Source organism: Bacteroidota bacterium (genome assembly GCA_013696965.1).
Classification (GTDB): domain Bacteria; phylum Bacteroidota; class Bacteroidia; order JACCXN01; family JACCXN01; genus JACCXN01.
Map to the genome: position 1 here is coordinate 159,687 of JACCXN010000057.1, position 14,465 is coordinate 174,151.

The 14,465-nt window shown below is 32.2% G+C and carries 11 protein-coding genes; 4 read left to right on the forward strand and 7 right to left on the reverse strand.

What is annotated here, in order from left to right; genetic code table 11:
- Positions 1-162: 162 nt before the first annotated feature.
- Complete coding sequence (locus tag H0V01_09285; GenBank protein ID MBA2583562.1) at positions 163-648, reverse strand: calcium-binding EGF-like domain-containing protein; 486 nt, start codon at positions 646-648, stop codon at positions 163-165.
- Positions 649-968: 320 nt separating this feature from the next.
- Between H0V01_09285 and H0V01_09290 the strand changes: the two genes are divergently transcribed.
- Complete coding sequence (locus H0V01_09290; GenBank protein ID MBA2583563.1) at positions 969-2,972, forward strand: dehydrogenase; 2,004 nt, start codon at positions 969-971, stop codon at positions 2,970-2,972.
- 22 nt (positions 2,973-2,994) lie between these two features.
- On the opposite strand, the gene H0V01_09295 is transcribed toward H0V01_09290, so the two are convergent.
- The 4 genes from H0V01_09295 to H0V01_09310 all read right to left on the reverse strand — a co-directional run bounded on the left by H0V01_09295 (position 2,995) and on the right by H0V01_09310 (position 8,327).
- Positions 2,995-5,280, reverse strand: coding sequence for a patatin-like phospholipase family protein (locus tag H0V01_09295; GenBank protein ID MBA2583564.1), 2,286 nt, complete (start codon positions 5,278-5,280; stop codon positions 2,995-2,997).
- A 98-nt stretch (positions 5,281-5,378) separates the two neighbouring features.
- Positions 5,379-7,064, reverse strand: coding sequence for a glutamate formimidoyltransferase (gene ftcD / locus H0V01_09300; GenBank protein ID MBA2583565.1), 1,686 nt, complete (start codon positions 7,062-7,064; stop codon positions 5,379-5,381).
- Between the two features lie 236 nt (positions 7,065-7,300).
- The gene (locus H0V01_09305; GenBank protein ID MBA2583566.1) at positions 7,301-7,489 is read right to left on the reverse strand and encodes a patatin-like phospholipase family protein; all 189 of its coding nucleotides are present in this window, start codon (positions 7,487-7,489) and stop codon (positions 7,301-7,303) included.
- On the reverse strand, positions 7,479-8,327 hold the full coding sequence (locus tag H0V01_09310) for an MBL fold metallo-hydrolase (GenBank protein ID MBA2583567.1): 849 nt from the start codon (positions 8,325-8,327) through the stop codon (positions 7,479-7,481). The genes H0V01_09305 and H0V01_09310 overlap by 11 nt, the downstream gene beginning before the upstream one ends.
- Before the next feature lie 244 nt (positions 8,328-8,571).
- On the opposite strand from H0V01_09310, the gene H0V01_09315 reads away from it, so the two are divergent.
- The 3 genes from H0V01_09315 to H0V01_09325 all read left to right on the forward strand — a co-directional run bounded on the left by H0V01_09315 (position 8,572) and on the right by H0V01_09325 (position 11,669).
- A complete protein-coding gene (locus tag H0V01_09315) occupies positions 8,572-9,939 on the forward strand; it encodes a peptidoglycan synthetase (protein MBA2583568.1) in 1,368 nt (455 codons plus the stop codon).
- 379 nt (positions 9,940-10,318) lie between these two features.
- Positions 10,319-11,071 carry a hypothetical protein gene (locus H0V01_09320; GenBank protein MBA2583569.1) on the forward strand — a complete coding sequence of 251 codons (753 nt, stop codon included), beginning with the start codon at positions 10,319-10,321 and terminating at the stop codon, positions 11,069-11,071.
- A 91-nt stretch (positions 11,072-11,162) separates the two neighbouring features.
- The gene (locus H0V01_09325) at positions 11,163-11,669 is read left to right on the forward strand and encodes a hypothetical protein (GenBank protein MBA2583570.1); all 507 of its coding nucleotides are present in this window, start codon (positions 11,163-11,165) and stop codon (positions 11,667-11,669) included.
- Here H0V01_09325 and H0V01_09330 read toward each other — a convergent pair.
- The gene (locus H0V01_09330; protein MBA2583571.1) at positions 11,666-13,924 is read right to left on the reverse strand and encodes an MMPL family transporter; all 2,259 of its coding nucleotides are present in this window, start codon (positions 13,922-13,924) and stop codon (positions 11,666-11,668) included. The genes H0V01_09325 and H0V01_09330 overlap by 4 nt on opposite strands.
- 73 nt (positions 13,925-13,997) lie before the next feature.
- The gene (locus H0V01_09335) at positions 13,998-14,462 is read right to left on the reverse strand and encodes a DUF4293 domain-containing protein (GenBank protein MBA2583572.1); all 465 of its coding nucleotides are present in this window, start codon (positions 14,460-14,462) and stop codon (positions 13,998-14,000) included.
- Positions 14,463-14,465 lie beyond the last annotated feature (3 nt).

Below are 14,465 nucleotides of genomic sequence, written 5' to 3' on the forward strand. Positions count from 1 at the left end.
AAATCACAAATTTATCCTTTTTTGGAATTATTAATTCTTTGAATAGTACTAAATAAAAAAGCTTTACAATAACCTGTAAAGCTTTTTTATTAATAATTTTTTAGGGAATAAAAAAAGCTGCCTCATCAATGAGACAGCTTTTTTTTATTAAAAGATTAAATATTACTTAACCATAGTAACATTTGCACAAGTTTCACTTGTGTTATCAGTATATGTTACAGTGTAAGTTAAAGTAATTGCATTATTAGAATAAGAACCTGTTACTGTGAATTTTCTTCCAGAAGCATCAACATAATTAGTAGCTGAAACAGAAGCACCAGAAACAGTTGCTTTTACAACTGCAGGAGTTCCAAAATTACCTAGGTTAGAAAAAGTAATTTCTGTTGGAAGGCTACCAGCAGTAATAGTTTGTGAATAACCAAGAGCTGTACAAGGATCAGTAACATTGTATGATCCAACAAACTTAGCGTTCATAGCTTTTTCACAAGCATCACCTTCGTAACCAGCAGTACAATCACATACACCCTCAACACAAGTTCCGTTAGCACCACATTCAACATTTTTACACTCATCCTTACAAGAAGTTGCTGTAACCATTAAGCCGAAAGCAAGTACCATTACGGTAAAAAGATTTTTAAATTGTTTCATAAGTTTTTAGTTTTAGTTTTAGTTTTGTTTTAAAGTTTATGGGACAAAAGTATAAAAAATATTGAATAGAATACTATTTTTTAATATTTATATTATATTCTATAGGAGCAAACCTTTGTTTATGATTGTCAGTCTTTATTTATTTTACAATTCGAACATCCTTTTGATTTCTTAAATTGATGTTGAAATTTTTTGAAAAGAAAAAACAAAGCAGTTGAAAAAATTAATATTACAAGAATATATTGATAGTTCATGAATTTAAATAATTTTATACAAAAGTACCTGTTTTTTTAATATTTTTGAAGCTTAAATTTAAATAAATGATCACCCTTCAGACTCCTGTTGTTTTTCAAAGAAAAAAACGTCATACCGATAATATTCTTATTGATTTATATAAAAACCTGCTTAAACCCAGAATGATTGAGGAGAAAATGCTTTTGTTATTAAGACAGGGGAAAATTTCCAAATGGTTTTCAGGTATTGGACAAGAAGCAATTTCAGTTGGTTCAACCCTTGCTGTAGAAAAAGATGAATACATTTTACCAATGCATAGAAATCTTGGTGTTTTTACAGCACGTAATATTCCTTTAAATAGATTATTTGCTCAGTTCCAGGGAAAAATGAGTGGTTTTACCAAGGGAAGAGACCGTTCCTTTCATTTTGGGACCAATGAATACCATATTGTAGGAATGATTTCTCATCTTGGTCCTCAGCTTGGTGTTGCTGATGGTATTAGTCTTGGTACCTTATTAAACAAAGAAAACAAGGTAACTATAGTATATTCTGGAGATGGTGGGGCGAGTGAAGGTGATTTTCATGAAGCTATTAATGTTGCCTCTGTTTGGAATCTTCCTGTTATTTTTATCATTGAAAACAATGGATATGGATTATCTACACCATCTAATGAGCAATTCCGTTGCAAGCAATTTATTGATAAAGCAATTGGCTATGGAATGGAGGGCATACAAATAGATGGAAATAATGTACTTGAAGTTTATGATACAGTAAAAACGATTGCTGAGGATTTGCGTCAAAATCCAAGGCCAATTTTGTTGGAATGTATGACCTTTAGAATGAGAGGCCATGAGGAAGCATCAGGTACAAAATATGTTCCGGGAGAATTATTTGATACCTGGGGTAAAAAAGATCCTTTGGTTAACTACGAACGTTTTTTACAGGAAGAGGGTGTTTTAACCGAGCAAATGATCTTTGAATTTAGGGCAGAATATAAAGAAGAGATTAATAAAGGACTTGATCTGGCTTTTAATGAAGAAAAAATAAAACCTTCTCTTGAAAGGGAACTTGCTGATTTATATAAGGAATACAAACAGGTTGTTGTAAATCCTTCTTCAGATAAAAAATCGAAAAAAAGGCTCATTGATGCTATTTCTGATGGACTAAAACAGAGCATGGAAAAGCATCCCAACCTTGTTTTAATGGGGCAGGATATTGGTGATTATGGTGGAGTTTTTAAAATTACCGATGGTTTTGTAAATGAATTTGGTAAGGAAAGGGTAAGAAACACACCTTTATGTGAGGCCGCAATTGTTGGAACTGCTTTAGGTTTATCTATTAAAGGATTTAAAGCAATGGTGGAGATGCAATTTGCGGATTTTGTAACAGAAGGATTTACCCAAATTATAAATAATCTGGCAAAAATTCATTGGAGATGGGGGCAAAATGCTGATGTTGTGGTTAGAATGCCTACAGGAGCAGGAGTTGCTGCCGGACCTTTTCATTCTCAATCAAATGAAGCCTGGTTTTTTCATACCCCTGGCTTAAAAGTTGTTTATCCAGCCTTTCCCTATGATGCAAAAGGATTATTGACTGCTTCCTTTGAAGATCCTAATCCAGTAATGTATTTTGAACATAAAGCCCTGTATCGCAGTATTTCTGAAGAAATTCCTGATGATTATTATACCATAGAAATTGGTAAGGCTAAATTATTGAAAGAAGGAAGCCAGGTTTCAATTATTACTTACGGAATGGGAGTTCACTGGGCTCTTGAAACACTTGAAAAACATCCTGAAATTTCAGCTGATCTATTGGACCTAAGAACTCTACTTCCCCTTGATTTAGATGCTATTATTTCTTCAGTAAATAAAACAGGAAAGTGCATAGTATTGCACGAGGATACTTTAACTGGAGGAATAGGAGGTGAGATTGCCTCAATTATTAATGAACATTGTTTTAAAAACCTTGATGCGCCTGTAATGCGTTCAGCAAGTATTGACACTCCTGTTCCATTTGTAAGTGAACTCGAGCAGGAATTTTTGCCAAAGAAAAGATTTGAGGAGCAATTGCTGAAGTTGATTGCTTATTAAAGGTAAGAGCCCAGGTTATTTTCTATTTCAAAAGTTCTTGCAATTTGCTTATAGCTCTTTGGTTTTCAGGTTGCTTGATTGATTGTTGTACTGCCCATTTTTCCTTTGTTGTTAGATGCCAGGATAAAGAAATCTTTTCATCTTTATCATTTAAATGAAAATCTATTACATCTATTTTCCCATCAAACCAGGAGCTTGCATACTGAATTAATTCATCATGATTGAAATTTTGAATTTTATCGAAATTACCATAGAAGTTTCCCAGGGGCGCAGATAAACTTTGAATAGTTGTAGCAAGTGGCTTTTTTTCCATTTCCCATTCTTTAAATTTATCCCTGGTTTGAATTATAACAACTCCACTGGTATTGGTACTGATCCAGTTTCGGAAAGTATAAAGATAATTTAAAGTAGTTTTTAAACCATAATTATCTCTGATACCTCCATCCATAATCTCAATGGATGGAGAACTTGGTAAAGAAGTAACAGGCAAAACATATGGGAAAGATGCATTCATTCTTAATGCGCTTGTAAACCTTGTGTTGTAGGCATCCTGATGTTTAAAAAAACGGGTGTATTCAACAGCCTCTGGTAATGGCTCATTATATACATTTGACTGTGAATTGTTATTGGTTAAATAGGAAACAGGCTGGGAAGCAATAATTAACCTTCTTCCCTCATTGATAATAGTTGGGGTGAAAACAAGCATGGGTATTAAAGCATCTTTTTCAGGTTGCCTGTAATCCACTAGCCGTTTATCAAGAAAATTATCGGTATTAATGTTTAATTGTCGCTCAAAAGCATATCCTCTTTCCTTTGTATAAGTATATGGGCCATCCTTAAATTTTTGTAAACGTAAAAACATATCATTTACCACAATGGTGAAAGCAATTGGATTTAATAAGTCAGTGGAAATTTTCTCTCTGTATTTTTTATCATAAATATTAATGGTGGAATCAGAAAGACTGCGTAAATAAACTTCCCTGAAATAGGACGCTCCGATCAATCCTCCAGAAGAGCCAGTAATAAACTGAGTATGTTTAATTAAATCTCCCTTCAGAATACTATCAGAGTGTTGCAAAACAAAAAGGGTCCACAATGAAGCTCTTAAACCACCTCCGCTACAAGAGATAATCACCAATTTTGGTTTTTTTGTTTTATCCTTGTAATTATCATTATTAACAACAGAGGTTTTCCATTTATTCAAAATTTCTATTGTATTGGAAAAATCTAGTTTGTTTTGGGTTAAATCATATGCGTGTTTTTTTAATTCCTCATTACTATATACTGCTTTGGTAGAATAATCCAGACCATACACTTGATTTTCGTAATTGAAAAAGGTTTGCCCTGAAAGGTAATTTACAAATACAATAAGCAATAAAAACACAGGCAAAAACCAAGCTTTTAACCATGAATACAATGCACTGGTTAACATGATAAACATAGTAAACAGCAGGAAAACAGTAGCTCCTGCTGGTATCATAAATACGTTGATCTCCCTGAATAAACCCAGGAATAACAGGGATGCAATTGCAATGATTTCAAAGAATGCAGCATTTAAATGATTTTGTTGAAAAACACTGTTTAGCATTTCCCGATCATAATGACTGCAATCCCTACACAATTGGACCTTAAAGGGATTGGATAAATATGTTTCCACATACCATTCGCTATTTTTAAATAAACTTCTGGTCCATTTTTCGTTTTTATGAAAAACATCCACAACAGGCTTAAATTTTGGTTTTCCAGGAAAAAAATCTTCCTCGGTTCCAATTCCAAAGAGTTTAAAAAGATCTTTATTGGTGGATAGAAAATAAGTAAATGAGAAAAATAAAAATAAAATGATACCTGAAAGAAATCCAGAAACAATAAAAATAATTTCCGGGATGGGCAAGAATTCCTTATTGTATTGAAAGGTAATAATAAACAATAAATAAAGAAGCAGGAAAGCAAAAGGGATAATGGAATTATTAAGGCAAAATTTCATGAAAGGCCTTGAAATAGTAGCAATAAAAGGAAATCTGAAACTGTGCAGAATGTAACTGGCAATATGAAAAGCCATAATAAACCCTCCACATGAAAAACCAAGAATCAGGAAAGACCAGAATCCTACTTCTCCCAGATATTCAGGGTTTAAAAACAGGTTTTGTAAGCCAAACTTATTGCCAATACTTCCTGAGATTATTCCCAATAGGATAACCCAAAAAAACAATAACAATAGATTGCTTTTAATATGCAGAAATACCAATTGCAATGGAAAGGAAAAGAAAATTCTTCTGAACCTAGAATTGTATTTGAGACGCGAAATCATTGCAAAATGTTGGGATTAATAAAAATTAATTTAAATCTGCAAGTACCGTTAAACTAATGTAAACACATGCTTATTGTCTTATTAACAGTTTTTATTGCTTAAGCTATATTTTTTTCGACAATTTCTAATATTTCTGCTTCAAGATCTTTTGCGTTTCGTTCAATTTCAGTTCCTTTTTCCATTACTTTTTTTACGAAATCCTTATCGTTTAATCCTGATGCATTAATTTTAACATTTAAAAACGCCCCCATTACCGCGCTACGCGCACAAAGAGCACCAACACCAGCATCACTTGCAGAATTTGGATTTCCATTTTGTGCCATAGCTTTTATCACGTGCATTGATTTCAGTGTAGTTTCCATTACCCTAAATGGAACTTCAATTGCATTTTTTGTGGCAGCCTGTATGCTATCAGCTCGGTTTTGTTTGTCATCTTGTGTTGTATTTGGCATTGAAAAGGCATCCATAATCAAATTAAAGGCTAATGTATCCTCATCAACTAATTTCACTAGTTCTTGTGTGTATTTTTGGCCCTCTGAGGCAATATCTGAGAATTCCTTCCATCTCTCATCCCAACCCCTTTTATGTGAAGATAGATTAGCAACCATAGTTCCCAATGCCACTCCCAAAGCTCCCATATAAGCCGAAATAGAACCACCACCAGGAGCAGGTGATTCAGATGCTGTTTCATCTGCAAAATCTGTAAGACTCATATTAACAAGTCTGCTTTTTGCTTTGTTCCTGAGCATATATTCAATGATTCTTTGCTCTGGTTCAAATGGTCCAAGTTCATCTAAGCCTAAGGATTTGACAGCAATTTTTATAAGTTCTTTTTCCGAAACTCCTGTTGAACGTTCTTGTTTTTCAAGGAAATATTTTCCCGCATCTAGCAATGCATTTAAAGGGACAAGTCCAACAAGCTCGGAACCTGTTACACGAATACCTCTTTCCCCCGCTTTTTTGCACACCTCATCAAATGCAATGTGAACAGGTGTGATGTTTATGTTTGTTAAATTCATCGAAATTTGTGCTATTCCATATTCTTCAATATACCAACCTACTGCTTTTACGGATTTCAAACTTCCTGGAATATTAACTGGTCTGCCATTCTGATCGGTTACAATCTTTCCAGTTAGTGGATCTCCTTCTCTTTTAACTCTTCCTCCCTCACGTACATCAAAGGCAATTGCATTTGCCCTGCGCGTGGATGTGGAATTTAAGTTTATGTTGTAAGCCACTAAAAAATCACGTGCTCCTATTACTGTTGCACCTGATTTTACACTGAATTCAGAAGGACCAAAATCTGGTTTCCATTGTGGCAATTTTATTTTTTCAAAAAATCCTTCATATTGACCTGCTCTGATTATGGAGAGATTTTTCCTTGCACTATCTACCTGCGCTTCTTCATAAAGATATACTGGAATATTAAGTTCTTTTCCAACCCTTTCACCCAACATTTTTGCATATAAAACGGTTTCTTCCATAGTTACCCCAGAAACAGGAATTAAAGGGCAAACATCAGTTGCTCCCATTCTTGAATGTTCACCTTTATGCCTGGTCATGTCAATTAATTCAGCAGCTTTTTTTATTGCATTAAAAGCCGCCTCAATAACTGCTTTTGGTGATCCTACAAAAGTAACCACTGTTCTGTTGGTTGCCTTGCCCGGATCTACGTTCAAAAGTTTTACGCCCTCAACCAGTTCTATCTGGTCAGTAATTTGTTTGATAATATTTAAATCTCTCCCTTCGCTAAAATTGGGTACGCATTCAATTATTTTCTCCATTTTTTAAATTAATTTTGTGTTTTATTTTTGAATTAATGATGAATTTTGTTTTTAATAATTCTAACTACTGAATACAATCTCCCTAATTTTATTTTGAATTTGAATTGTATAATCATATCCAATTGCAAATTTTTCATCTGCCTTATTAATATCAGTTAAAAATTTTTTTTTCATATTTGGTGATTCAATAAACAAGGTACATGCTTTTATACTTTCTTTTATCTTTGTGTTCTTAACTATTGCAGGGTTTGACGTGGTGAATATCCATTTGCATAAAAAGCTCCCACAATTGCTCCGCCACTAACACCTGAAATTGCTTCAGGTTCAATATCCATTTCTGTTAATTCCTCTAATATACCCAAATGAGCAATACAACGAGCAGCTCCGCTCGAAAGAGCTAGGCCTATTTTATTTTTATTCACCAAAAGCTTCTTTAAATGAAAAAGAATTATTTAATCTTATGCCTTTTTCTGTATGTTTTAAAGTACAACATTCATGAATAGCATCATGTTCAAAAAATAAAATATAATTGTTATCTGCAGCATGTTTTAGAAATTCGCTTTTTTCCTGTAAAGTTATAAGGGGCCGTGTATCGTAAGCCATAACATATGGAAGAGGAATATGCCCTGTGGAAGGCAGCAGATCGGCCATGTAAACTATCGTCTTTTCTTTGTATTGTATGTGGGGTATCATCATGGCATCTGTATGTCCATTTGCATACATTACAGAAAAACCAGGAAATAATTCACCCTGTTTTTCCACAAATTTTAGTTGCCCACTCTCCTGAATTGGTAAAATGTTTTCTTTTAAAAAACTAGCTTTCTCCCGAGGATTTGGTTCAGTTGCCCATTTCCAATGATCTTTATTGCTCCAATATGTTGCATTCTTAAAAGCAGTTTCATAACCTGTTTTATCCTTATTGTATTTAATGCTTCCTCCACAATGATCAAAATGAAGGTGGGTAAGAAACATATCTGTAATATCATCAGGGTGAAAACCATGGCAAGCAAGTGATTTTTCAAGAGTATCATTACCTGAGAGATAATAGTGACTAAAAAATTTCGCATCCTGTTTAGTCCCAATACCGTTATCAATTAAAATAAGTCGGTTTCCATCTTCAATAAGCATACTGCGCAAGGCCCAGTTGCACAAATTATTACTATCTGGAGGATTTATGTTTTGCCAGATTGTTTTTGGTACTACTCCAAACATTGCTCCCCCGTCTAATTTAAATAATCCTGTTTCAATTGAATAAATTTTCATTGCCTCTATTATTTTTGTTTAATTTCAAAATAATTTTATTCTACTATAATAATTTTTTCTCCATTTAGGTTAAAATAATTAATCAATCACAAATTAACAAGAAATATATTTTTTAAGAGGAAACAAAGCGTAAATATAATAACAACAAACTGTTTAAAACTTAAATTTAATAACTTGTTTTTGATGCTTTGGAATTAATATGTTAGCTGTTTAATAAAGATATAGACTAAGAACTTACCAAAATATGCAAATTCATTTTATAGCAATAGGAGGAAGTGCAATGCATAATCTTGCCTTGGCCTTGCACCACAAAGGATATACGATTAGTGGTTCAGATGATGAAATTTTCGAGCCCAGTAAAACAAGATTAAAAAATCATGGACTTTTACCTGAAGTTGATGGTTGGTTTCCAGAAAAAATTACAAAAAATACAGATGCGGTGATTTTAGGCATGCATGCAAGGAAGGATAACCCTGAATTGGAGCGTGCTAAAGAACTGGGTATAAAAGTTTTTTCTTATCCTGAATATATCTATGAACAAACTAAAAATAAAATTCGGGTTGTAATTGGTGGAAGTCACGGTAAAACAAGTATTACCGCAATGATTCTTCATGTACTGGATTACAATAAAATTAATTGTGATTATATGGTAGGGGCGCAGCTGGAAGGCTTTGATACCATGGTGAAACTTTCGAAAGAGGCTCCAATTGCTATTCTTGAAGGAGATGAATATTTGTCCTCCCCTATTGATCGCAGACCAAAATTTCATTTATACAAACCTAACATTGCACTGTTAAGTGGAATTGCATGGGATCATATTAATGTTTTTCCAACTTTTGACAATTATGTAGAACAGTTCAAAATTTTTATTGATTTGATAGAAAAAGATGGAACAATAATATATTGTGAATCAGATTCAGAAGTGAAAAAAGTATGTGAAGCATCAAAAGAGGATTTAAAGAAAATTCCGTATAACATACCTGAACATACAATTGTAGATGGAACTACTTACCTCACCTATGGTAATCAAAAAGTACCCTTGCAGGTTTTTGGAGATCATAATTTAATGAATATTAACGGGGCTAAATTGGTCTGTTTCGAGTTAGGAGTTAATGAGCGCAGTTTTTATGAAGCAATCAATTCTTTTAATGGTGCCTCAAGGAGGCTGGAATTAATTATTAAAGATGATAGTACTGCTGTTTACAGGGATTTTGCACACTCACCATCTAAATTAAAAGCTACAACAGAGGCTGTGAAAAAGCAATTTCCGCAAAGAAAATTAATTGCATGCATGGAGTTGCATACTTTTAGCAGCCTTAATGAAACTTTTTTAATGGAATATAATGGTGCAATGTTAAAGGCAGATGAGGCAATTGTATATTATAGTCCGCATACAATTGCCCATAAAAAATTAGCACCAATTTCTATAGCCCAGGTGAAAAAGGCTTTTGGTGGAAATAATATTTCTGTTTTTGTTGATTCAAGCGAACTTGTTGCATATTTGCTAAAAAAGCACTGGAAGGATACAAATCTTTTATTAATGACCTCTGGAAACTTTGATGGTATTGATTTTAAAAGCTTTTCTGAAAAGATTATGAAAAAAGAAGGTTAATAAAAAGGGAGAATATATACAAAAATATTTTTTTTCTTTTAATTTAAAGGAGATTGATTAAAGCAAATGAGGCTTTAAAATAATCTTTGATACTAATTTTTCAACAATTTATAAACAGGCAAAAATTCAAATAAATAATCCAATTGGGTACTAAAAAAATAATGATTTTTCTCATTTCATGTTTAACAAAATAGTATTCATTAGCAATAAAACCATTACAGCCAAAGAAAAATACAAAAACAAGAGGCAAGAATTAAGAGGTTTTAAAATAAAATCATAGTTTTGTACAATTACTTTCTTAGTAACTGCAATGTTTTGAACTGGTATTAATTTTTTGTTTTTTATTTTTTTTCTATTTTTATCCCCAATTCAAAACAAAGTGACAAAAATAAATTGTTTTTTCATTACTATATATTGTGCTTTTACACTTGCTAATTGTATTGCACAAGGTAAAACAGTATTTAAAAAACCAGAAGATACAGTAAGATACAGCGATACCGTAGTTAATATTAACTATGGAGTTAGGATGTTTGATAAATATAACAATATACTTGGTGGTGACTCAATTAGGAATTGCCGCAATTATGCTTGCCAGGGCTGGGTTGAAGATTTTTATGAGAACGGTAAAACCTTACATAAAGGCTTTTATATTGAGGGGATATTAAATAGTTATAAGAATTTTTATCCCGATGGTACACTTGAACGTGAATTTAAAAACAAAAGCCTTGTTAAAAGTGAACTAACAACCTATCATCCAAATGGAAACATAAGAACTAAAGGGGTTTTTGTAGAGGGAAGTTCATTGATATATGAGGAATATTATGAAACAGGCCAATTGGAGTATATGGAAGAAAACCATAAAAGCATGGAATACTATGTTTCTACTAAATCCTTTTACAGTACAGGAACACAGGAATCAATACTCCTACTTACAAATCCTAAAAAACTTACTTTTAGTAAAGTTGAATACCATGAAAATGGTACTATTAGAGAACAAGGCGAACTTTTCTTTAATAAGAATAATATGGATTATTACAAAAGCGGTAAATGGTCCTATTTTGATGAAACAAGCAAGCTCACCCACGAGACTTTATATGAAAATGGGAAAAGCATTAAAACTATAAATTATTAAAATTCATTAATTTCTTTATTTATATGTTTTTAAGGAAACGGGTTAAAATATATAAAGTACTGTTAGAAGATAATTGTTTTTTATTAATAGCATGAATAATTTCGGTAGAATGTATAAAAAGGCTTTATTGGCAATTTTTTTAGCATCCTTAGTTTATGCTTTGCTAATATCGCCCATATTTTTCCTTTACCCACATTTTAATGACTCTATAAAAAAAAACATTGAAAAGGAATTTTTCAATGAAATAAGTGATAACATTAAAGGAGATTGTTATAGAATATGCCAGAGCTTTGACAGGGAATGTCCTTTTCCAACAAGGGAGGTTCATTTGAATTCAGAACATACCATTGTTGAAATATTAATAAATGGTAAATGGTATGCTTATGATCCTTTGTATAAAAAATCGTTTAGAGATAAAAATGTTATTCAAATTTCTTTTGATGTAAAAAGAGGATATATGCCTACTTATCTTAAAGGGTATGCATATGCTAATTCATTTAAAGAAGTAAAGTATTACCATAGCCATTATTTTGTTTTTTTGAAATACATCTGTCCTTTTTATGATGAATTAGTAAGGCAATATTACTCTGTGAACTAATTTTCTTTTAATTTTTTTGGAATAATCATTAATAGTAATGCCGGCAAAAGGAGTAAGTCTGCAAGTATTGCGAAAAGCAAAGTAAGACTAATTAATAATCCAATATAAAAGGTACTGGAAAAATCAGAAAGTATCAAGGTTAAAAATCCTCCACAAAGTATCATTGATGTAATTACAATTGCTTTTCCAGTAGATAACATAGTTCTTTTTATTGCATAAGGTAAGGTTTTGCCTTTTCTTAATTCCTGTCTTAATTTGCTTAGAAAATGGATTGAATCATCCACTGCTATACCAAATGCAATAGTAAAAATTATTGAGGTAGAAACTTTCAGATCAATACCTGTAAAACCCATAATTCCGCCAATCATAACCAAGGGTAAAAAATTTGGAAATAAGGCTATAATTATCATTTTAATTGACTTAAACATAATTCCAACTATAAAAGCAATAATTAAAAAAGCGATAAGCAAACCCTGGAGCATGCTTTTTGATAAATTCTCATTGTTTTTATCAATTAAATGTGCCCCTCCGGTTAATTTATAATTTATCAAAGTGGTGTCAATTTTCGAAATGAAAAAGTTTTCCAGTTGTGCATTCTTCTCGTTAATAAGATGACTTCCCCAATCGGGTATTTTTGCTGTTAACCTTGCAGATTTCTGGTCCTCTGAAATTAAAGTCCTAAATTCCTTCCGTTTTTTAAAATTCGAAAGCTTTTCAACCAATTGATCAAAGCCTTCCTTTTCGGGTAAAACAAAGGCATTGTTTCCACCACCATTAAATGCACGATTAGCTGATTTTACTAAAAAGAGTGGAGAGATAATATGTCCTGTTCCATAAACACTATATAGATATTCCTCAATTTTGTTTATTTCCTGAAGTATTTTATAATTTAATACTGATTCTGTTGAGCCTTCAATATTTACAACCATTTCAAATGCCCTGGCTCCTGAATATTCCTTCTCGAAAAAATTAAAACTTTGTTTTAGCTGCACTTTTTCACTTAAATCTTCAAGCAGATAATTGTTTATTTTAATTTTACTTATACCTATAAATGAAGCAATAAGGACAAATCCAGTTATAATTAAAATTGTTTTATGCCTTTTAAAAACGAAAATAACAATTTTACCCAGGTACTTATTCCATACCTTGTTGTGGTTAGCCTTTTCCGTTATTTTAGGGGTGTTTAGATTAATCAATATTGCTGGCAGTATTGTAAATGTTAGGATAAAAGCAATAAATATCCCAACAGCCAAGTAAAGGCCAAATTCTCTAACTGGTTTTATTCCTGCTGTAAGAAGAGTTAAAAACCCTGCAGCAGTTGTGATTGTTGTTAGGAAAGTGGCTAATCCAACTTCTTTCAGGCTTGTTTTTAAGGCTGCTATTTTTTCTTTCCCAAGCCTGAGTTCTTCCAGATATTTAGAAAGTAAATGAATAATATCAGACATCCCAACAATATATAAAATTGTAGGGATGAGAGTTACCATTAAATCGATTGATTTTCCTGTTATTTTCATGAATGCAAAAAGCCAAATCAATGAAACAACAACTATGATTAATGGAACAACAACTCCCCAAACTGAACGGTATGAGAGGAAAAGAAATAGTATTACCAGGATAATTGAGGATACTACAAAAATTTTCATTTCATCACTCATTGTTTGCAAATAAACCTTTTGACCAATCACTTTTCCAGCCACATGAGTAGTATGAAAATTGAAATTCTTTAAAATTTTGAAAATATTGTCAGCTATGGAATCAGATTTGGCCTTGGATGGATTATTTACAGTAGTAACATAAAGTGCAACTGACCTGGCATTGTTGGCGAAAATATTACCAGGTAATTCTTTGGTTTGGTAAATATTCAATGAATCCTGGTGATAGAGTTCAGGTTTATTCAAATGAATATAAGGCACTTCAATAATCCCCAGGGGGCCCACAATTGGATTTTTAATTGTTGTGGGCGATACAACTGATAGTATATATGGTATATTTTTTAATGAATCTGTGAGGGCATCAATTTTATTTAGAAAATATTGATCAAAAATGCTTGCTTTATTGCTAATTCCAATAAGAATATAATCATTATCATTTTCAAAATTTCTTCTGAATTCCTGGTAATAATCAAGGTCGGGGTCGTTTACAGGAAAAAAGCTTTCAAAATCGTAATCAAATTTCAAGCCTGTTGCTATTATAGCAGATACAACCGTAATGACAAAAGTTATCACAAGGAAAATCCTACTGTATAATTTATACATTTTTGATTTTATGAATAAAAAAGATTTAAGTTTAAAAGGGATATTTCCAACAGAAAAAGTGGCAATTCTGTTTTTATCGAATTCTGTCAGATGCCCTTACCAATGCCTCGTCCTTTCGAATAGCCCTGTTTGCTAAAAAAGTAAGTATAATGCCAATTACGGGTATAATTGATCCAAACTTATATGTTGTTACAAGGCTTTCAACATTTAATTCATTCTCCACCCTATCAGAATAAAAAAACACTCCTGCAATAAGAATTACATAAAGTAGAATATTAAGGTTGCACAGTCTTATTTGTAGTGTTCTTTTATTGAAAAGAAATATGGTTGCAAAAGCAATAAGGATACAAATGGATACTAATAGTAATAAGGGAAGAGTTGAAAAAATAGTTTCTGAAGTGGAATTGTTTTTCAATCCCATAATATCAAGTAAATAAAAGGTACCATCTTTTAAATATTCAGCAAAGGGGAATATATAAATTAAGCTTGTTAAAATTGCAGCAATAAATAAATAGATGCTTTGAATTCTTTGAATCATGGG